Below are 19,487 nucleotides of genomic sequence, written 5' to 3'. Positions count from 1 at the left end.
TCTACGAGTCGAGTGACACCCAGCACGATTCGAGGTGATCGTCGACCATTCCGGTAGCTTGCATCAGCGCATACGCAGTGGTAGGGCCCACAAAACGGAAGCCGTGACGCTTCAGCTCACGGGCCATCGCCGTGGACTCCGGCGTCACCGCCGGAATCTCCTCGACCGTCACCGAACGTCGCGCGCGTCGCGGCGGTGCGAACGACCACAGCAGCTCGTCGAGATCGGTGGACAGTTCGAGCACGGCCCGCGCGTTGGCGATCACCGCCTCGATCTTGCGGCGGTTGCGCACGATGCCGGAGTCGGCAAGCAACCTCTCGACGTCGGCCTCCGTGAAGTGGGCGACCGCCTCGACGTCGAAGCCGTGGAAAGCCGCGCGGAAGGCCTCCCGCTTGCGCAGGATCGTCAGCCACGACAGTCCCGACTGGAATGCCTCGAGGGAGAGCCGCTCGAACATCTCGTCGCGGCCGTGGAGCGGCCGACCCCACTCGTAGTCGTGATAGTCGCGGTAGAGCGACGAACCGGGACCGTCGACGGCCCACGGGCACCGCACGCGGTCGTCGGTATCGGTTACGGGCCCCTGCCCGTCGGTATCGACCACGGGACCCTGCCCGTCGGTATCGACCACGGGACCCTGCCCGTCTGCCGTCATCGTGACTCCCCCGTCGACTCCGACGAAGCCCGCTCGGCGACGTTCTCCCCATCGACGTCGGCTGCTCCGACGTCCTCTGCTCCGACGTCCTCTGCTCCGACGTCTTCTGCCCCGCCGCCCTTTCCGGTGCCGTCGACCTTTCCGGTGCCGTCGACCGGCGGCTCCTCTGCGCGGGCCTCGGCGTCGGCGAGGCGGACCCGCAGATCGTCGACCTCGCGGGCGAGACGATCGAGCGCCCAGTCGACCTCGCTCATCTTGTAACCCCGCACGGTCTGTTGGAACCGCAGGTCGCGGATGTCGGTGCCGGTGACGTCGGTGGCCGGCAACACCGTGACGGTGGTGCCCGGAGGCAGCGGCGCCAACGTCTCGCCCCGGCCGAAGACGGCGCTCGCGACGAAGAACAGCACCGCGGCGACGCCCGCCATCACGAGCACGTACAGCAGAACCGTGAGCATGCTCCGATCTTGGCACGAGCGGCCGACACCGGCCGGGACCGGTGCCGGACGGTCGGGTCAGCCGGTGACCGTCACCATCGGGGGGCGGTCGGTGAGATCGACGGAGGTGTCGAACGGCACGAACGCATCGCCCTCCACCAGGAACTGGGTGAGCGGCGCACCCGAATCGGGGATCCCGCAGCGCGCGAGCATCGTGCCCACGATCTGCCGGCTCATCGCCCCGAGTTCGGACAGCGGCCGGTTGCGGTGCTTGCGGACCCCGAGGTTGACCTGCGCGATCGCGTGGAGACCGAACCGGTCGTAGGTGTCGAGCAGCAACCCGATCTCCACCCCGTAACCCGGTGCGAACGGGACCGACTCGAGCAGTTCCCGCGTCCCCGCGTACTCACCGCCGAGCGGTTGCAGCACGCAGGTCAGCTCCGGTCGCAGTGCCGCGAGCAGCGGCCGTGCGACAAGCTCGGTGACGCGGCCACCGCCGTGGGCGTCCTCGCCCCCGCCGGTGCGCAGCGGGCGCCGGTAGTACCCCTTGACGAGGTGCACACCGTCGCCGAGCAGCAGGGGTCCGAGCAGTTTCGGCACGAAGGCCGGATCGGGATCGATCAGATCGGAGTCGACGAAGGCGATGATGTCGCCGGAGGTCGCCGCGAGCGACCGCCACAGCACCTCCCCCTTGCCGGGGACCGGTTCGATGCCCGGCACCGCTTCCTCCCTGGACATGACACGGGCACCCGCCGCCCGCGCCCGGGTGGCGGTCTCGTCGGTGGAACCCGAATCGAGGACCACCAGTTCGTCCACGAGACCACCTAGCAGCGGGTGGATCGTGTCGATCACACTCGCGACGGTCTCCTCCTCGTTGAGGGCGGGCAGCACCACGGTCACTGTGCGGCCGGCCTTGGCCGCGATCAGCTCGTCGATCGCCCAGGCGGGCCGATCCCAGCTGTTGGCTTCGTTCCACGTGCGTGCAGGTGCACTCATGCCAACCCCCTCACCGTGCGCGCCGGCGGGCGTGTGCCCGCGATCGCCGCGACCATGTCGACCACCCGACGTGTGGCTGCCACCTCGTGTACCCGGAACATTCGTGCGCCGGCCGCTGCCGCCAGAGCTGTCGCTGCCAATGTGCCCTCCAACCGGTCGGCGAGTTCGACTCCCAGAGTCTCCCCCACGAAGTCCTTGTTGCTCAGCGCCATAAGCACAGGCCACCCGGTTTTTACAAGAACGTCCACGTGCCGCAACAGAGCGAGTCCGTGATGGGTGTTCTTTCCGAAATCGTGGGTCGGGTCGATGAGGATCGAGTCGCTCGCGACGCCGGCGCGGGCGGCGGCATCCGCGGCCGCGACGACCTCCCGCACCACCTCCCCGACGACGTCGGTGTACCGCACACGGTGCGGGCGGGTGCGCGGGACGGCGCCGCCCGTGTGGGAGCAGACGATGCCGGCCCCGAGTTCCGCGGCGACCGCGACGAGCTCGGGATCGGCACCGGCCCACGTGTCGTTGATCAGATCGGCGCCTTCGCCCACAGCGCGACGCGCGACCTCGCTGCGCCAGGTGTCGACGCTGATGAGCACATCCGGATAGCGCTCGCGGATCGCGGCGACGAACGGCACGACGCGCCGGATCTCCTCGTCGCTGTCGACGACCTCACCCGGCCCGGCCTTCACCCCGCCGATGTCGACGAGGTCGGCACCCTCGGCCACTGCGCGGTCGACGGCCGCGAGCGCCATGTCGTCCTCGAAGGTCGCTCCCCGGTCGTAGAACGAGTCCGGGGTGCGGTTGACGATCGCCATGACGAGCGCCCTGTCGGTGGCGACGGGGCGCCCGCACAGGGTGGACGGTGCCGGACCGGGACGGGTCACGGGGGTCTGCTCGTCGACATCGGTCGCGGGGCCGCTCATGATCCCATCCTGACATGCTCAGCGACCGGGCAATTCTCCTCGCGCGACGCCGTCGACGAAGCCGTCGAAGATCGGCCGGTAACCCTCGCTGCGACTCGCGAGGACGTACACCTCGTCCTCACCGGTCTCGCTGTAGCCCTGCTTGCGCAGATCGACCTTCCTGCTCTTGAAGGTCGTCGTGTACTCGAGCTCGTCGACGATGCGGACGAACAGCGGAACCGCGTAGTCCGGCAACGCGTCGTGCAGCGACTTCGCGAGCGCCGCTCCGTCGAGCTCGGCGCCCTCCTTCAAGGTGATCGCGGCCATCCCGGTGCGGCCGTCGGCCCCGTCGACCTCGACGCCGTAGACGACGGCCTCGGCGATCGTCTCGTGCGACGACACCGCGGCTTCGACCTGCGTGGTCGCGACGTTCTCGCCCTTCCACCGGAAGGTGTCGCCGAGCCGGTCGACGAACGCGACGTGCATCCATCCCTGGTTGCGGACGAGGTCGCCGGTGTCGAACCAGACGTCGCCGTCGGAGAACGCGTCGCGGAGCAGCTTCTTCTCGGTGGCCTCGGGATCGGTGTACCCGTCGAAGGGTGCGCGGGAGGTGACCTTCGCGAGGAGCAGTCCGACCTCGCCCTTGCCGACCTTCTTCAACCGGCCGTCGTCGCCGCGACGTGCCTGGCCCGAATCGGGGTCGTACTCGACGACGGCGTAGGGCAGCGGGCAGATGCCGGCGGTGCGCTTCTGGTCGAGCGCGTTGATGAAGGCGATGTTGCATTCGCTCGCACCGTAGAACTCCGCGACGCGGTCGATACCGAAGCGTTCGGTGAACTCGTCCCACAGTTCTGCGCGCAGACCGTTGCCGACGGCGAGGCGGATCCCGTGGTCGGCGTCGTCCTCCCGCGGCGGCTGGTTGAGCAGGTAGCGGCAGATCTCGCCGATGTAGATGAAGGCCGTGGCGCCGTGGCGCTCCGCGTCGTTCCAGAAGTTGGACGCCGAGAACTTCCGGCCGAGCCCGAGCGTGGCGCCGGCGGCGAGCACCGAGGACAACGCGACCGTGAGGGCGTTGTTGTGATAGAGCGGCAGGCAGGAGTACAGGACGTCGGTCCGGCGCAGGCGCACGCCGAGGCTGCCCAGGCCCGACATCGACTTCAGCCACCGGAAGTGCGTCATGCGGCTGGCCTTCGGCAGTCCTGTCGTGCCGGAGGTGAAGATGTAGTAGGCCGTCTCGGACGCTTGCAGCTCCTCGGTGACTGCGGGATTCGACGCGTCGGCGTCGCGGGCGGCGGTGTCGAGATCGTCGAAGCGCAGCACGGTGCGGGCCTGCGGCTCGCCACCGAGAGAGTCGACGGCCTCCTCGCACTCCTCCCCGATCACGAGGGCGGCGCTGTCGAGCAGCGACAGGCTGTGCTCGAGCACCTCACCACGCTGGTTGATGTTGAGCATGCCGGCGGCCGCACCGAGCTTGACCGCGGCCAGCGCGACCAGCAGGGTCTCGGGCCGGTTGCCCATGAGGATGCCCACGACGTCGCCCATGCCGACACCGCGATCGGCGAGCACCGCTGCGTACCGGTTGACCTGCGCGTTGGCCTCGCCGTACCCGATGGAGGCTCCCTCGAACCGGATGAAGGGCCGCTCCGGGTGACGCTCGGCGAGCTTCTGGAAGACCGACCCGATCGTCTCGCGGGCGGTCGGCTTCCGGGTCATCCCGGCTGCTCCGCGCAGCACGATGGGGAGATCGGTAGCCATCCGGGGCAGTTTCGAGACGAGTCCGGGCAGGGACACGACGGGGACATTGCCTCGATCGGATCGAGTGGTCACGACAGATTTCCTCACGGCGACGTTGGGGACGGGCGGGCTCGCTCGGGCGACACCCACGGCGTTCCCCCGAACTTACCGAAGAGTAGATAAGCGCGCGGCGAAGTGGAACACCTCAGACCGTCGCGTACGGCGCAGCGCAACGGTCGAGCGCGTCGGCGAGGTCGGTGGTGACCGCGAGACCGTCGAGTGCGCGTTGCGCGACGAAGCCGGTGTCGACCATCGACCCGAGCCAGCCGAGCAGGCCGTCGAAGTGGCCCGTGGGATCGAGCAGGACGACCGGCTTGTCATGCATACCGAGATACCCCGCGGTCCACGTCTCGAACAGTTCCTCGAGGGTTCCGATGCCGCCGGGCAGGGTCAGGAAGGCGTTGGCGCGGTCCTCCATGATGCGTTTGCGCTCGCGCATCGTCTCGGTGACGATCAACTCGTCGGCGTCGACGTCCGCGACCTCGCGGTGCACGAGTGCCTTCGGAATGACCCCGATCGTGTGCGCGCCGGCCGCGCGGGCCGCGTCGGCGACCGCGCCCATCATCGATACGTTGCCGCCGCCGGAGACCAGCTGCCAGCCCCGTCGGCCTATCTCGGTGCCGACAGCGGCGGCGAGTTCGAGGAACTTCTGGTCGACAGGGCCCGACGCGCAGTACACACAGACCGACAGAGCTTCGGTTACCATCCACTCCCGTTTCCGTACAGTTCGTTCTCGTCCTCGCCGCGATGCGCCTCGAGGATGATGTCCACCGTCTCCTCGACGCTGTCGGTGACGAAGAGGAGGTCGAGGTCGGCGGGCGAGATCTTGCCGCCGCGGACCAGGGTCTCGCGCAGCCAGCCCACCAGACCGTTCCAGTACTCCGAACCGAACAGCACGATCGGGAACTGCGTGATCTTGCGGGTCTGCACGAGGGTCAGTGCCTCGAACAGCTCGTCGAGCGTCCCGAAGCCCCCGGGCAGGCACACGAACGCCTGCGAGTACTTCACGAACATCGTCTTGCGCGCGAAGAAGTACCGGAAGTTCAGGCCGAGATCGACCCACTCGTTGAGGCCCTGCTCGAAGGGCAGCTCGATCCCCAGTCCGATCGACAGTCCCCCGGCCTCGCTGGCACCGCGGTTGGCCGCCTCCATCGCGCCCGGACCGCCACCGGTGACGACGGCGTATCCGGCGTGGACGAGTGCGGCGCCGAGCTCGCGGCCGATCTCGTACTCCTCGTGACCGGCCGGGGTGCGCGCCGATCCGAAGACGGTGACGGCGCGGGGCACCTCGGCGAGCGCACCGAAGCCTTCGACGAACTCGCTCTGGATCCGCAGCACACGCCACGGATCGGTGTGCACCCAGTCGGACGGGCCGCGGCGATCGAGCAGCCGCTGGTCCATCGTCGTCGCCTCGCGGGCGAGAGAGCCGCGCAGTTGCACCGGGCCCTGGTGCACGACCTCGCGCCGGGAGCCGCGTTCGGAGGAGGAGTTGTCGCCGGACATGGCGGCCACGTTATCGGGTGAGATAGGAGCGCAGAACGGAGGTCACCTCGGTGATCCGCTCGACCTCGACGTGCTCGTCGCGCTTGTGCGCGAGGTTCGGGTCGCCCGGCCCGTAGTTGACGGCCGGAATCCCCAGCGCGGCGAACCGCGAGACGTCGGTCCAGCCGTACTTGGCCCGGAACTTCCCGCCCGCGGCCTCGACGAGCGCCGCCGCGGCCGGGTTCGACAGTCCGGGCAGCGCGCCGGGTGACATGTCGGTGAGTTCCATCGAGATCGCGAGACCGTCGAAGACCTCCCGGACGTGCGCGAGTGCGCTGTCGGGGCTGCGATCCGGGGCGAACCGGAAGTTCACGTCGAGCGCAGCGGCGTCGGGCACCACGTTGCCGGCGACACCGCCCTCGATGTGCACGGCCGACAGTCCTTCCCGGTACACACAACCGTCGATGTCGACCGACCGTGCCTCGTAGCGGGCCAGACGGTCGAGCACGGGAGCGAGCTTGTGGATCGCGTTGTCGCCGAGCCAGGAGCGCGCCGAATGCGCCCGCACACCGTCGGTCGTGATGCGCACCCGCAGGGTGCCCTGGCAACCGGCCTCGATCTCACCCGAGGTGGGTTCGCCGAGGATCGCGACGTCCGCGTCGAGCCAGTCGCGCAGTTCGGTCTCGATCCGTCCGAGCCCGTTGTACGCGGCCGCGATCTCCTCGCAGTCGTACATCACGATCGTCAGGTCGTGAGCGAGATCGGTGACGGTCGCGGCGAGGTGCAGGAAGACGGCGTCGCCGGCCTTCATGTCGGAGGTGCCGCAGCCCCACATCAGGTCGCCGTCGCGCCGCGACGGCACGTTGTCGGCGATCGGGACGGTGTCGAGGTGGCCGGCGAGCATCACACGGCTGCCGAGTCCGCGGTTCGTCCGCGCCAGGACACAGTTGCCGTTGCGCACGACCTCGAAGCCGTCGGTCTGCTCGCGCAGGGCCGTCTCCACGGCGTCGGCGATGAGCGTCTCGTTCTGCGACACGCTCGGGATGTCGACGAGCGCGGCGGTCAGTTCGACGGGGTCGGCGTGCAGGTCCAGCTGCGGTACGGGCATACCTGCACGATACGAAACGCGCCTGTTCCTCAGACCCCGCACACGATTTTCTCAGGGGGGACACAGGCGCAGGACCGCCTCGCGTACGCTTCTCACCCGTGAGTGCACACGGAGCATCAGCAGTAGGCATCGCGAACATCACGGAGGACGGGACCGTCCTCGACACGTGGTACCCGGCACCCGCCCTCGGCGAGCCGAGCGAAACCGGAACGACGCGACTCGAGGGCACGGACATCCCGTCCGATCTCGCCCTGGTCGCCGGTCACGACGAGGCGCGCGAGGTCCAGCAGGTCGTGGTGCGCACCGACATCGCGGACCTGTCGAAGCCGCCCGTCGACACTCACGACGTCTACCTGCGCCTGCACCTGCTGTCGCACCGTCTCGTCCAGCCGCACGGGCTCAGCCTCGACGGCATCTTCGGCATGCTCGCGAACGTCGTGTGGACCAACTACGGCCCGTGCTCGCTCGAGAACTTCGAGACCGTGCGCTCCCGTCTGCGCATCCGCGGACCGGTGACAGTCTTCGGTGTCGACAAGTTCCCCCGCATGGTCGACTACGTCGTTCCGGCCGGTGTCCGCATCGCCGACGCCGACCGCGTCCGCCTCGGTGCGCACCTCGCGTCCGGCACCACCGTGATGCACGAGGGCTTCGTCAACTTCAACGCCGGCACGCTCGGCAACTCGATGGTCGAGGGCCGCATCTCCGCGGGTGTCGTCGTCGACGACGGTTCCGACGTCGGTGGAGGCGCCTCGATCATGGGCACCCTCTCCGGTGGCGGCAAGGAGGTCATCTCCGTCGGCAAGCGCTGCCTGCTCGGTGCGAACGCGGGCGTGGGCATCTCGCTCGGCGACGACTGCATCGTCGAGGCCGGCCTGTACGTCACCGCCGGTACCAAGGTCACCGGCCCTGACGGCACCGTCGTCAAGGCCGCGACCCTCAGCGGCGCGTCCAACCTCCTGCTGCGACGCAACTCGGTGAGCGGCGCGGTCGAGGTCGTGCCGAACAAGGGCAGCGGAGTCGAACTGAACGCGGCTCTGCACGCCAACGACTGACTCTGCACCCACAACAGATTCGGAACCGAGAAACTGTGAGTGAAACCCAGCGGCCCGCGTCCGAGGCCGAACATCTCGGGAGCGGCCTGAAGGTCCGCCATCTGACCATGATGGGACTCGGCTCCGCCATCGGCGCGGGCCTGTTCCTCGGTTCCGGAGTGGGTATCGCCGCAGCCGGTCCGGCCATCATCGTCTCGTACCTGCTCGCCGGCGTGATGATCATCTTCGTGATGCGCATGCTCGGCGAGATGGGTGCCGCGCTGCCGGTGAGCGGTTCGTTCTCGCACTACGCGCGCATCGGAATCGGCCGCTGGGCCGGATTCAGCATGGGGTGGCTGTACTGGTTCATGCTGATCATGGTGCTCGGTGTCGAGATCACCGGTGCCTCCGCGATCGTGCAGTCGTGGCTGCCGGGCGTACCCCAATGGGTGGTCGCGCTGGTGTTCGTCACCTTCTTCGCGGTGGTCAATCTGGCGAGGGTCGCCAACTTCGGTGAGTTCGAGTTCTGGTTCGCGGCACTGAAGGTCGCGGTCATCCTCGGGTTCCTGGTGATCGGCATCCTGCTCGTGTTCGGTCTGCTTCCGGGCACCGAACCCGTCGGCACCACGCACCTGCTCGGCGACGGCGACGGTTTCGCGCCCAACGGGATCGCCGGTGTTGCGGCCGGTCTGCTCGCGGTGGCCTTCGCGTTCGGCGGCATCGAGATCGTCACGATCGCCGCGGCCGAATCGAAGGATCCGGAACGGTCCATCGCGACGGCCGTGCGCAGTGTCGTCTGGCGGATCTCGGTCTTCTACCTCGGGTCGATCTCGATCATGGTGCTCGTGCTGCCGTGGACCGCGGCGAGCGGTGAGACCTCCCCGTTCGTCTCGGTGCTCGACATCGCCGGCATCCCCTACGTGTCCGGCTTCATGGAACTCGTCGTGGTGATCGCGCTGCTGTCGGCGTTCAACGCCAACGTCTACGGCACCTCCCGCATGGCCTACTCGCTGGCACGCGGCGGCGACGGACCGGCCTGGCTCAGTAAGCTCACCCACCACGGAGTGCCCCGCAACGCGGTGCTCGTCTCGGTGTTCTTCGGCTTCGTCAGCGTGTGGCTCAACTGGCTGCTGCCCGACACCATCCTCGGGATCCTGCTCAACGCGGTCGGATCGGCGCTCATCGCGATCTGGTTGTTCATCGTCGTCTCGCATCTGCGGCTGCGCCGCAAGTTCGAGCGCGAAGGCACCATCCGCCTGCGCATGTGGCTGTTCCCCTATCTCAGCTGGTTCACGCTCGCGATGCTCATCGGCTTCATCGTGCTGATGCTGTCCGACAGCGCGGCCCGGGTCCAGCTCGCGTCGACCTTCGTGCTGTTCCTGATCATCACGGCGCTCGGCTTGCTCTGGCACCGCACCCACGACGACAAGACGGTCAGCCACCCGTCCGATCGGCCAGCGCAGTGAGCACGAGCTCGGTGATGTCGAGCGGATCGCTCGTCCGGTAGCTCACCCCTCCGGTCGCCGCGGCGATCTGCTCGAGGGTTGCGGTGTCCACGTCCTCACCGAGTCCGATCGTCACGATCCGTACCGGCCTGGACGGATCGTTCTCGTTCGAGAGGACCGCGAGCAGTTCGTCCTTCGACATCGCGGAACCGTTGTCGGCGCCGTCGGTCACCACGACGACACTGTTGGCCGCGCGCGGATCGTAGCTGTCCTGCACGTACCGGAAGGCCGCGAGGATCGTGTCGTAGAGCGCGGTGGTCTCGTCGGCCGTACCGGCCATCTGCGCGACGAGCGAGGTGAGCAGGTCGCGTTGGGTACCGTCGTCCACCACCGCATCGAAGCGCCGGATCGGTGCCGCCACGATGTAGTCCCCCGTTGCCTCGGCGCGGTCGTTCGGCAATGTGGCGTAGTCGCTCACTCCCCCACCGAAGAGCCACAGGCCCGCTGAGACGTTCCCGGGCAGGACCTCGTTGGCGGCGGTCGCGGCGCGCCGGACCAGTTCGATCCGACTCTCGTCGCCGAGATTACGGTTCATCGACGCGGAGACGTCCACCGCGAACACGGTGCGCACGGGAAGCGCCTGCAACGCCCACACGTTCATCGCCTCCTCGGCGACGGTCTCGTCGTCGAGTTCGAGCACCGGCACCGCTCCCGCACCGCGGCCGTCGGGCAGGGGTCGTCCGCCTCCGTCCCGGAAGCCGTGACGGGTCAGCCTGTCGAGTCCTTCGGACGTGTGCAGCGCGTCGGTCAGCGCCGTGGCGGCCGCCGCCGCGGCGTCGTGCCGTTCTCCGCGCGCCGTCACGACCACCGGATAGTCCACGAGCAGCGTCCCGGTGACGGGTACCTCGATGCCCAGTTCGCGCTTGTGGACGCTGCGATAGGTCTCGACCTGCTGTTCGGTGCTCACCACCGTCCCACCATCGGCGACGGTCTCCTCGAGCAAGGTCGATCCGGTAGGTACCTCCTCGTCGCGAACCCCCTCCCGCTCGGCGAGCGGCGCCATGACGGGACGGACCGTGCCCATCGCGACGGGATCGTCGGCGGCCTCGGCCAGCACGGCGCGGATGGCACCTGCCGCGGGACCGGAGCGCAATGGATTGCCGAAGACGAGACCGGGATCGGACAGGGCCTCCTGCCAGTCGGCCGCCGGTTCGACGGTGCCCGGCGCACCCGCGATCACGAGCGGCGTGGTGGCCAGCGGTGTCGACACCGTGCGCACCGGGCCCGTGGCGGTCTCACCCGCCCACGACGCCCACCAACCGCCCGCCGGGAGCCACAGGTCGGGGACGTCGTCGGTCGCCAGTCGCGCCGACACCTCCCCCGGTTCCTGTTCGACGACCTCGAACTCCGTACATCCGGATACCGAGGTCCCCTCGATCACCGGTGCGAGGTCGGCGGTGACCGCCACGGTGTAGCGCTCGGAGTCGTCGCACCCACTCCGCCGCTCCACGAACAGGAAGGCGACGGATCCGGCCGCGAGGACGAGGATCACGGCGACGACGAACCAGCGCGCCCGACCCCCGCCCGGCCGTGCATCCCCACTCACGCCGCCACGACGGCTCGGCGGATCCGACTCGGACGGTCCGGACTCCCCCGCCATGCGTCGGCCCCCTCGTGCTCACTCCGGGTGACGACCCTCGGTCGCCCGAGACCGATGATATAGACCGGCACGCCTCGGGAAGCCGAATCCGACGCGATATCAGCCCTGTTCGGAGCTCTCCAGTTCGAGTCGTCGAGCGATCAGCGCCGCCTGCAGCTGGCGCAGTCCGGAGGGCCGGGTGGGATCGAATCCGGTGAGTTGCGCGACCCGCTTGAGGCGGTAGTCGACAGTGTTCGCGTGGACGTGCAGGGTCTTGGCCGTGAGCTGGCGGCTCAGGTCGTGGGCGATGTGCGTTTCCAGCGTCTCGACGAGTTCGGGTGATTCGTCGAGCGGGTCGAGGACGCGTGCGAGGTGACGGCGCGCCGGTCCGGGCCGCGTGAGCTGGTATTCGAGGGCCAGATCCTGCATACCGTAGGCCCCGACCGCACGGCCGAGCCGTCGCACCAGATCGAGCAGTTCGTGGGCCTGCTTCGCCGCGGTGGGCACCTCCCGGACGGGGGCGTGGACGAGAGCGATCGTGACGGACACGCCCGCGACGGTCTCGATGCGCTGCCGGAATTCCTCGATCGCCTCGGTCGAGGGCGATTCGGGGAGCAGGACGGTGCCGCCCTCGGGGCCGAGCATCGCGAGGTGGCGGCCCTCGCAGATCGCCTCGAGTTCGGTCTCGACCCGGCGCAGGGTGCGCCGCGCGACGACCTCCGGCCGCACGTGCGGATTGCGTTCGTCGGGATGTCGGGTGAGCGAGACCGCGAGCACGGTGTAGGTGTCGGCGAGCACCAGCCCGGAGCGTTGCGCCACGGCCGCGGCGTCCTGCCCGCTCAGCAGCGCGGCGACCAGTTCCTGCGCGGCGACGTCGCGTTCACGGCGGATGGCGTCGAGTTCGGCGACGAAACCGGTGGTCGCGGCGACGGTGACCTTCTCGAGCAGCGCCATCCACAGGCGGGACGCGTCGGCGACGGAGGAGACATCGCCCTCCCGGGCCCGATCGGTGACCAGCTCCCACCCGAGACGGATGCCTTCGTGATAGATCCGGAGCATGTATTCGAGCCGGAAGCCGGCGCGGGCCCACTGGGCTGCGCTGCTGCGCAGGTCGGCGAGTTCCGCGTCGGAGGGTAGTTCTCCGGAGTCGAGGAGATGGATCGCGATGCGCAGGCAGCGCACGGTGACCTCGGTGACGTCACCGCGCAGCGATTCGCCCGGTCGCAGCGAACACGGCGCCACGTTGTCGGCGAAGTGCGCCACGAGTTTGCGAGCCACGGCGGGCAGATCGCGCAGCGGAACGGACGCGGGCTTCCCGTCCACCAGGAAGAGCGGAGCGTTGTCACCGTCCCCCCGACGATCGTGCCCGGTCACCCGGACCTGATCCGTTACAGACATCCCTCGAACCCCCATCGAAGTGAGTAGATCTACATACGGTGCAGTAGAGAATCCGCCTCGCAGTGTGACACATGCAACCCCTGTGACCGATTTTCCACGAAGTTCCGGTGATAGGAACCTGCCCGCGGGCGCCCCCACCGACCCTGTCAGCCCAGTTTCTTCTTCTGCACCTTGCCCATCGCATTGCGTGGAAGGTCACCCACCACACGCACCTCCCGGGGCCGCTTGTGCACGGAAAGCTGTTGTGCGACAAGGTCGATCAGTTCCGACCCGTCGACTTGGGGGCCGTCGGCGGCGGGCACCACGAACGCGACGATCCGCTGACCGAGGTCGTCGTCGGGCAGGCCCACCACGGCCACCTCCCGCACCGCGGGATGACCGAGCAGAACGGTCTCGATCTCCCCCGCACCCACCCGGAACCCCCCGGTCTTGATCAGATCGGTCGACTCGCGACCCACGATGCGGTGGAATCCGCCCTCGTCGACGGCCGCCACGTCGCCGGTGACGAACCATCCGTCCTCGGTCCACGCGGCCGCGGTGGCCTCCGGCCTGTTCAGGTAGCCGTCGAAGAGCATCGGTCCACGCACCTGCAAGACGCCGATGCTCTCCCCGTCGTGGGGCACGTCGCGGCCCTGCTCGTCGCGCAGGCGCGTCTCGACCCGGGCCACCGGCGTGCCGACCCAGCCGGGACGGCGCTCGCCGTCGACGCGCGTGCTGAGCGTCAGCATCGTCTCGCTCATGCCGTAGCGCTCGATCGGAACCAGTCCCGTGAGCTCACGCAGTCGTTCGAAGACCGGCACCGGCAGCGGCGCGCTGCCGGAGACGAGCAGTCGCGCGCCGCTGAGCGCGCGGGCGGAGTCCTCGTCCTCGACGACGCGTGTCCACACCGTCGGCACCCCGAAGTAGAGGGATCCCTGCGCTTCGGCGTAGGCCTGCGGAGTGGGCTTCCCGGTGTGGATCAGCCGGCTGCCCACCCGCAGGGCTCCGACCACACCGAGCACGAGTCCGTGCACGTGGAACAGCGGCAGCCCGTGGACGAGCGTGTCGCGCTCGGTCCAGGCCCACGCCTCGGCGAGCGCGTCGATGCCCGCGGCGATCGCCCGGCGGCTCAGCAGCACACCCTTCGGAGCGCCGGTGGTCCCGGAGGTGTAGAGCACGAACGCGATTCGCGCCGGGTTCGGCTCGGGCAGGTGGTGCCAGTCGCGGGCGTGCAGGCGGACCGGCAGGCTCGGCAACTGCGGAACGTCGGGATGCTGCACCTCCGGCGCCGGACCGAGCCAGGCCTGCGCGCCCGAGTCCGTCAGGATGTGGGCGAGTTCGGCGGGCCCCGAGTCCGGTGGCACCGGCACCACGGTCGTCCCGGCGAGCAGGGCACCGGTCACGGCGACGACGGTGGTCGCGCTCGGAGTCGCGAGCACGGCCACCCGATCGGCGCGCGCCACCCGCGCCGCGACCGCGGTGGCCGCGCCGAGCAGATCGCTGCGGGAGAAGGTGTGGCCGTCGATACGGACGACGTCCGGGAGATCGTCGCCGCGCGCGACGGCCAGCGGATTCAGCGAACGAAGCAGTGCAGACACGACAGCCACGATTCCATATCGATGCCGCAGCCTCGCGGGGGCGGTCGGGTGTGGCGGTCAGGTGTGGATGTCGCCGCGCGCCGCGGACATCGATGTCCGCGCCAGATGTGCCGGGGGAAGCACGGTGGCCAGGACCGCGCCCAGCAGCATTCCGATGAGGACGGCCACGCCGTGCGCATCGCCCGCGATCACGAGGACCACACCGAGAAGGAAGGTCGCCGCGGAGGCGACGAGCAGCGAGCGTGTCGCTCCGACGACCGGCCACAGTCCCGCGAGAGTCGCGGCCGCCGCGAGCGTCGCGCCGGTTGTTCCCGCGCCGTCGGACGGGAAGACGAAGGTGGTGAACAACCCCCACAGCACCTGGCCGACCAGGAACAACCCGAGTGCGCGGTACCACCCCCACACCCGCACGATCGCGATGGCGACCACCGCGAGCAACAGCAGGTTCACGACGGTGAGGAGCACGCCGCCGTCCTCGATCAGACCTGCGGTGAGGACGCGCCACCACTCCCCCGAGTCCCGGGTGCGGACCGGCTGCCGCCGGAAGGCGTCGAGCAGTCCCGGGAAGACCAGTCGCGCGAGCGAGGCCACCGCGACCACCGACCACAGGATCGTCGCCGCGACCGGCGGAGGCCACCAGAACGATCGCGTCGTCGCGTGCGCGGAACTTCCCGCATGGGAGCGTGACGCGCTCACCGCAGCGATGGCCACCACGGCGACGTAGAGCACCCATAGCAGCGGATCCTCACCGGACGAACTCACAGGGCCAATCTACTGGCGAGCTGCTCGCTGAGCGGTGCGTCGGCGCGCTCTATCGGCGCAGTCGGGCAGCGGCGGCGTCGATGGCGTCGTCGGTCGCGGTGAGCGCGATCCGGACGTGCAGGACACCTCCGGGACCGTAGAACTCGCCGGGTGCGACGAGGATGCCGCGGTCGGCGAACCAGTCGACGGTCGCGCGGCATCCCTCACCGCGCGTCGCCCACAGGTACAGGCCCGCCTCCGAATGGTCGACGGTGAAGCCGGCGCCGCGCACGGCCTCGAGGAGCACCTCGCGACGCTTGCGGTACTTCTCGCGCTGCGCGTTCTCGTGCTCGTCGTCGTTCAGTGCCGCGGTCATCGCGGCCTGGATCGGCAGCGGCAGCATCATGCCGGAGTGCTTGCGGACCTCGAGCAGGTCGGCGACGAGGTCGGCGTCGCCGGTGACGAAACCGGCCCGGTAGCTCGCGAGATTGGAGGTCTTCGACAGCGAGTGCACCGCGAGGAGGTTGGTGTGGTCGCCCCCGCACACGTTCGGGTGCAGGATCGACAGGGCCTCACACTCCCAGGTGAGCCCGAGATAACACTCGTCGGAGACGACGATCGCGTTGCGGCTGCGCGCCCAGTCGACGACCTTGCGCAGGTGGTCGGGTCCGAGCACCTTGCCGGTGGGGTTCGACGGCGAGTTCACGAAGACCAGCGACGCGACCTCGGGGCCGAGGCGGGTCAGCCCGTCGGCGCGGATGATGCGGGCACCGGCGAGCAGCCCGCCCACCTCGTAGGTCGGGTACGCCAGTTCGGGGATCACGACGAGATCGTCGGCACCGAGGCCGAGCAGCGACGGCAGCCAGGCGATCATCTCCTTGGTGCCGATCGCCGGCAGGATCGCCGAGTCGTCGAGACCGGTGATGCCGTAGCGACGTTCGAGCGCACCCACGGCCGCCCGCCGCAGTTCGGCGGTGCCGTGCGTGGTCGGGTAGCCCGGCTCCTCCGCGACGGAGACGAGCGCCTCCCGGATCACGGGGGCGACCGGGTCGACCGGTGTGCCCACCGACAGGTTGACGATGCCGTCGGGATGCGCCGCTGCCTTCGCCTTCGCGTCGGTCAGGGAATCCCAGGGGAAGTCCGGCAGGCTCTTCGCCACCGAACGGCGGACACGCGTGCTCACGAAAGTTCCACCGGTCCGTTCGTCACTCTTCGCCCATGGGAGGGAGATTCTTGACGAACGGCGGGTCGTAGTCGACCTTGCCGAGCTTCGCGGCGCCACCGGGCGAGCCGAGATCGTTGAAGAAGTCGACGTTGGCCTTGACGTACTCGGACCACTCGTCCGGGACGTCGTCCTCGTAGAAGATCGCTTCGACGGGGCACACGGGCTCGCACGCACCGCAGTCGACGCACTCGTCGGGGTGGATGTACAGCATGCGACCGCCCTCGTAGATGCAGTCGACGGGGCACTCCTCGATGCATGCCTTGTCCAACACGTCCACGCACGGTTCCGCAATCGTGTACGTCACTGCTGTTCTCCCTGCCTCTCTGTAAGCCCGCCGACCTGCGCGGTCTCGCCCGAGCGGGCACCCTCGGCGCCCACGGTCCTCCAGTATCCCCCGTGCCCGTGCCACACACCGGAGTAAGGGTCCCCTACTTCAGAGTGCAGACCGTCGAGGCGGGTCAGCCCGCGGTGACCGGGAGCTCGATCGGCGTGTACGCGGTGGTCCGTTGGCGCGCCGGCCGCCCGATGCCCTCGGCGATCGCGACCAGTTCGGCGACGGTCTTCTCCGAACCGTGCTGCGAGCCCGCCATGCGCGAGATCGTCTCCTCCATGAGCGTGCCGCCGAGATCGTTCGCCCCGCCCTCGAGCATGGCCTGCGTCCCGGCGACACCCAGCTTGACCCAGCTGGTCTGGATGTTGTCGATCCGGCCGTGCAGCATGACCCGGGCGAGGGCGTGCGCGGCACGGTTGTCGCGCATGGTCGGGCCGGGACGCGACGCGCCGGCCAGATACAGCGGCGACGACTGGTGCACGAAGGGCAACAGCACGAACTCGGTGAATCCGCCCGTGCGGTCCTGGATCCCGCGGATCACCTCGAGGTGGCCGACCCAGTGGTGCGGCTGGTCGACGTGCCCGTACATCATCGTCGAGCTCGATCGCAGGCCCACCTCGTGCGCGGTGGTCACCACCTCGATCCACTCGGCGGTCGGGAGCTTGCCCTTCGTGAGCACCCACCGCACCTCGTCGTCGAGGATCTCCGCGGCGGTGCCCGGGATGGTGTCGAGCCCGGCCTCACGCAGTTCGGTGAGCCAGTCCCGGATCGACGTGCCGCTGCGCGCGACACCGTTGACGATCTCCATCGGCGAGAACGCGTGGACGTGCATCGACGGCACCCGCGCCTTGACGGCGCGGACGAGATCGGCGTAGCCGGTCACCGGCAGTTCCGGATCGATACCGCCCTGCATGCACACCTCGGTGGCGCCGGCGACGTGCGCCTCCCACGCCCGGTCGGCGACCTCGCTCGCCGAGAGGGTGAACGCGTCGGCGTCGCCCTTGCGCTGCGCGAAGGCGCAGAACCGGCAGCCGGTGTAGCAGATGTTGGTGAAGTTGATGTTCCGGTTGACGACATAGGTGACGTCGTCGCCGACGGTGTCGCGGCGCAGCTGGTCGGCGAGCGCCACGAGTGCTTCGAGACCGGCGCCGTCGGCGTTGGCGAGGGCGATGTACTCCGCTTCGGTGCAACCGCCCGGATCCCGTTCGGCGGAGCGCAGCGCCGAGAGCACGTCGCTGTCGAGCCGCACCGGTGCGGAGGCGCCCAGCTCGAGCACCTGTTCGCGGACGGTCTCCCAGTCGCCGAAAGCGCTCCCGAGATCGGACCGGTGCTCGGTGTTGCGTCCGGTCACGTCGATCTCGGAGTTCAGATCGACGCGACCCGACGACTCCCAGTCGATGTCGGGTTCCTGCCAGGGCAGTCCGGACGGGATCACCTCGCGCGCGAGGCCCGTGGCCGGATCGGCGAGGGCGTGCACGTGCGCGGTGATGCGCGGATCGATCCACGGCTGCCCGGCGAGCACGTACTTCGGCTGCGCGGCGATCCGCTCGGTGAGCTCGAAGCCGGCCTCGGAGCTCAGGCGCGCCAGGGTGTCGAGATTCGGCCAGGGCCGTTCGGGGTTGACGTGATCGGGCGTCAACGGCGAGACACCACCCCAGTCGTCGACACCCGCCCCGAGCAGCGCGCGGCACTCGTCGAGCGAGACGAGATTCGGCGGGGCCTGGATGCGCATTCCCGGCCCGAGGACGAGCCGCGCGACGGCGATCGCGGCGAGGAACTCGTCGAGATCGGCGTCGTCGTGCTCGCGCATCGCGGTGTCGTCCTTGGCGCGGAAGTTCTGGACGATTACTTCCTGGATATGACCGAATGCCTTGTGCGACTTACGGATCGCGTGGATCGATTCGGCACGCTCGGTGAAGTCCTCACCGATGCCGACGAGGATGCCGGTGGTGAACGGCACCGCGAGTCGGCCCGCATCGGTGAGCACCCGCAGCCGCACCGCCGGATCCTTGTCGGGGCTGCCGTAGTGGCACTGCCCCTTCTCGGTGAACAACCGTTCGGAGGTGGTCTCGAGCATCATGCCCATCGACGGGGCGACCGGCTTCAGCCGCGAGATCTCGGCCCAGCTCATCACCCCGGGATTGAGGTGCGGCAGCAGACCGGTCTCCTCGAGGACGCGGATCGCCATCGCTCGCACGTAGTCGAGGGTGGAATCGTAGCCGCGCTCGTCGAGCCACTGCTTCGCTTCGGGCCACCGGTCCTCGGGCCGGTCGCCGAGTGTGAACAAGGCTTCCTTGCAACCCAGTTCGGCTCCCTGACGGGCGATCTCGAGGATCTCGTCGGGTTCGAGATACATGCCGTGACCCTCGGCGCGGAGCTTGCCGGGGACGGTGACGAAGGTGCAGTAGTGGCATCGGTCCCGGCACAGCCGGGTGATGGGGACGAAGACCTTGCGCGAATAGGTGACCGTGCCGGGTCGACCCTCCGCGAGAAGGCCGGCATCGCGCACCCGCGCCGCCGACGCACAGAGATCCTCGAGATCGGCACCCCGGGCCTGCAGCAGGACCGCCGCTTCGTCGACGTTCAGTGCGACCCCGTCGCGAGCCCGACGCAACGCTCGACGCATTCCCGAGGGAGTCGCCGTGGATCGGTGCGCAGCGCCGGGACGCACGGTGGGGGTCGGGAGCATCGCGGACTGCGGGGTGTCGTCTGCGGAATCGGTCATGGGCCCGATCATG

The 19,487-nt window shown here is 69.2% G+C and carries 17 protein-coding genes; 2 read left to right on the top strand and 15 right to left on the bottom strand.

All coding sequences use genetic code 11. The features are described from left to right. Position 1: 1 nt before the first annotated feature. The 8 genes from RBB84_RS02745 to dapE form a co-directional block, all read right to left on the bottom strand. Positions 2-652 carry a DNA-3-methyladenine glycosylase I gene (locus RBB84_RS02745; RefSeq protein WP_230810087.1) on the bottom strand — a complete coding sequence of 217 codons (651 nt, stop codon included), beginning with the start codon at positions 650-652 and terminating at the stop codon, positions 2-4. Then, positions 649-1,107 carry a DivIVA domain-containing protein gene (locus RBB84_RS02740; RefSeq protein WP_064255850.1) on the bottom strand — a complete coding sequence of 153 codons (459 nt, stop codon included), beginning with the start codon at positions 1,105-1,107 and terminating at the stop codon, positions 649-651. Before RBB84_RS02740 ends, RBB84_RS02745 begins: the two co-directional genes overlap by 4 nt. A 57-nt stretch (positions 1,108-1,164) precedes the next feature. Next, positions 1,165-2,082: a glucosyl-3-phosphoglycerate synthase gene (locus tag RBB84_RS02735; protein ID WP_024103435.1), complete on the bottom strand. Its 918-nt coding sequence runs from the start codon at positions 2,080-2,082 to the stop codon at positions 1,165-1,167. Next, the gene (gene folP / locus RBB84_RS02730; RefSeq protein ID WP_019288055.1) at positions 2,079-2,999 is read right to left on the bottom strand and encodes a dihydropteroate synthase; all 921 of its coding nucleotides are present in this window, start codon (positions 2,997-2,999) and stop codon (positions 2,079-2,081) included. The genes RBB84_RS02735 and folP overlap by 4 nt, the downstream gene beginning before the upstream one ends. A gap of 18 nt (positions 3,000-3,017) precedes the next feature. Continuing rightward, positions 3,018-4,733, bottom strand: a complete 1,716-nt coding sequence (locus RBB84_RS02725; protein WP_231911974.1) for a long-chain-acyl-CoA synthetase — start codon at positions 4,731-4,733, stop codon at positions 3,018-3,020. Positions 4,734-4,917: 184 nt separating this feature from the next. Further along, entirely contained in the window at positions 4,918-5,478 is a 561-nt protein-coding gene (locus tag RBB84_RS02720) for a TIGR00730 family Rossman fold protein (protein ID WP_019288053.1), read from the bottom strand. Continuing rightward, the gene (locus RBB84_RS02715) at positions 5,472-6,275 is read right to left on the bottom strand and encodes a TIGR00730 family Rossman fold protein (protein WP_006550564.1); all 804 of its coding nucleotides are present in this window, start codon (positions 6,273-6,275) and stop codon (positions 5,472-5,474) included. The genes RBB84_RS02720 and RBB84_RS02715 overlap by 7 nt, the downstream gene beginning before the upstream one ends. Positions 6,276-6,285: 10 nt before the next feature. Beyond that, positions 6,286-7,362, bottom strand: a complete 1,077-nt coding sequence (gene dapE / locus RBB84_RS02710; RefSeq protein WP_064255852.1) for a succinyl-diaminopimelate desuccinylase — start codon at positions 7,360-7,362, stop codon at positions 6,286-6,288. 98 nt (positions 7,363-7,460) lie between these two features. Here dapE and dapD point away from each other — a divergent pair, with 98 nt between their 5' ends. Continuing rightward, the gene (dapD, locus tag RBB84_RS02705) at positions 7,461-8,414 is read left to right on the top strand and encodes a 2,3,4,5-tetrahydropyridine-2,6-dicarboxylate N-succinyltransferase (protein ID WP_064255853.1); all 954 of its coding nucleotides are present in this window, start codon (positions 7,461-7,463) and stop codon (positions 8,412-8,414) included. Between the two features lie 35 nt (positions 8,415-8,449). Further along, positions 8,450-9,859 carry an amino acid permease gene (locus RBB84_RS02700; RefSeq protein ID WP_006550567.1) on the top strand — a complete coding sequence of 470 codons (1,410 nt, stop codon included), beginning with the start codon at positions 8,450-8,452 and terminating at the stop codon, positions 9,857-9,859. Here the strand turns inward: RBB84_RS02700 and RBB84_RS02695 are convergent. The 7 genes from RBB84_RS02695 to RBB84_RS02665 form a co-directional block, all read right to left on the bottom strand. Beyond that, positions 9,828-11,444 carry a substrate-binding domain-containing protein gene (locus RBB84_RS02695; protein ID WP_231911967.1) on the bottom strand — a complete coding sequence of 539 codons (1,617 nt, stop codon included), beginning with the start codon at positions 11,442-11,444 and terminating at the stop codon, positions 9,828-9,830. The genes RBB84_RS02700 and RBB84_RS02695 overlap by 32 nt on opposite strands. 153 nt (positions 11,445-11,597) lie before the next feature. Continuing rightward, positions 11,598-12,851: a helix-turn-helix domain-containing protein gene (locus RBB84_RS02690; protein WP_006550569.1), complete on the bottom strand. Its 1,254-nt coding sequence runs from the start codon at positions 12,849-12,851 to the stop codon at positions 11,598-11,600. A 170-nt stretch (positions 12,852-13,021) separates the two neighbouring features. Then, positions 13,022-14,452 carry an acyl-CoA synthetase gene (locus tag RBB84_RS02685; RefSeq protein ID WP_064255903.1) on the bottom strand — a complete coding sequence of 477 codons (1,431 nt, stop codon included), beginning with the start codon at positions 14,450-14,452 and terminating at the stop codon, positions 13,022-13,024. Positions 14,453-14,509: 57 nt separating this feature from the next. Then, a complete protein-coding gene (locus RBB84_RS02680) occupies positions 14,510-15,214 on the bottom strand; it encodes a hypothetical protein (protein WP_064255855.1) in 705 nt (234 codons plus the stop codon). A gap of 49 nt (positions 15,215-15,263) precedes the next feature. Continuing rightward, entirely contained in the window at positions 15,264-16,376 is a 1,113-nt protein-coding gene (dapC, locus tag RBB84_RS02675) for a succinyldiaminopimelate transaminase (RefSeq protein ID WP_217636625.1), read from the bottom strand. Positions 16,377-16,398: 22 nt separating this feature from the next. After that, positions 16,399-16,722 carry a ferredoxin gene (gene fdxA / locus RBB84_RS02670; protein WP_006550573.1) on the bottom strand — a complete coding sequence of 108 codons (324 nt, stop codon included), beginning with the start codon at positions 16,720-16,722 and terminating at the stop codon, positions 16,399-16,401. A 154-nt stretch (positions 16,723-16,876) separates the two neighbouring features. Further along, positions 16,877-19,474, bottom strand: coding sequence for a bifunctional FO biosynthesis protein CofGH (locus RBB84_RS02665; RefSeq protein ID WP_024103426.1), 2,598 nt, complete (start codon positions 19,472-19,474; stop codon positions 16,877-16,879). Between the last annotated feature and the right edge of the window lie 13 nt (positions 19,475-19,487).

The sequence above is a fragment of the Rhodococcus sp. D-6 genome (assembly GCF_040256695.1).
Lineage (GTDB): Bacteria > Actinomycetota > Actinomycetes > Mycobacteriales > Mycobacteriaceae > Rhodococcus > Rhodococcus pyridinivorans.
Note: the sequence above shows the minus strand (reverse complement) of the source record. Positions and strands in the feature narration are given on the sequence as shown.